The 1,195-nt window shown below is 39.7% G+C and carries 1 pseudogene; it reads left to right on the top strand.

The features are described 5' to 3' along the window. Nucleotides 1–7: 7 nt before the first annotated feature. A pseudogene (locus H5125_RS21630) lies at nt 8–1,166 on the top strand (IS3 family transposase). The last annotated feature ends 29 nt before the right edge of the window (nt 1,167–1,195 follow it).

Raw genomic sequence — 1,195 nt, 5'->3', positions numbered from 1 at the left:
ATTTATCATGATTAGAAAAACGAAAATCACTGTCAGCCCTCTTCAAAAATTAGAATATGCCAAGCTGATGGTCGAACAGGGTTACACGAACAAGCAAATTGAAGATATGTCAGGTGCGGGTAAATCTGCTGTGTCTCGATGGAAAGTGCAGTACCAAGCTGAATTAGCCGGTAAAACACCAGAAAATGCCAAAGCATTAACTGAAGACCAACGAAGAATTCAACTCCTAGAAGCCCAACTAAAACAAGCAATGAGGGATAATGATATCTTAAAAAAGGCTGCAGCTTTCTTCATTCGAGACAATCAAAACTTAAAATGATGCGCGAAGTAAAGAAAGCAAACCCAGGCTTTAGAATGAGTGAGTTGTGCCGCGTATTCGAGATCAGTTGCAGTAGTTTTTATTACAAACCGATACCACAAAGCGTTGAAAAACAGACTCTGATACAATTTGTAGAGCAAGCCTTCTCTGATTCAAATGCGACGTATGGCAAACGTCGAATACAGGCCGACTTATTAGATTTAGAGTGTAAAGTCGGGGTTTACGCCATTGCTACAGTAATGAAAAATTTGGGATTAAAAGCGATTAGGCCAAAGAAAAGCATTACTATCCTAACACTGGTGACGAACATGTTTACGCACCCAATTTGCTTAAACGGCAGTTTAACCCTACGACTTATAACACTCATTGGGTGGGTGACATTACCTACATAAAATCACATCAAGGATGGAGTTATTTAGCCTGTGTACTTGATTTAGGAACGAAAGAAATCGTTGGGTATGCCTTATCAAGCCAACCCAATGCCGCGTTAGCGACAGCGGCATTAAATAACGCGATACAACGTCAGAGGCCAAATACACAGGAGTTGATGTTTCACTCAGACCAGGGTTGCCAGTACTCTGCTAACGTGTTCAGAGAAAAGCTAAAGCACTTAGGCATTGAACAAAGTATGAGTCGTAGAGGAAATTGTTGGGATAATGCCGTGATGGAACGATTCTTTAGGAGTTTAAAGACTGAAAGATTGAACCATTTAGCCTTTATCAATCACAGTTCTGTAGTCAGTGTGGTTGAGCAATATATCCAGTTCTACAATTACAAACGCAGACATTCAGCAATAGATTATAAGACGCCACATCAAAAATATAATGAGTTAAAAAAAGCGGCTTAAAATCTCTCCAGAAATACTTGACCATTACA

It is taken from the genome of Shewanella sp. SR44-4 (genome assembly GCF_014163715.1).
Classification (GTDB): Bacteria; Pseudomonadota; Gammaproteobacteria; order Enterobacterales; family Shewanellaceae; genus Shewanella.
The sequence above is the reverse complement of the archived record's forward strand: the minus strand, read 5'-3'. Positions and strand labels throughout refer to the sequence as shown.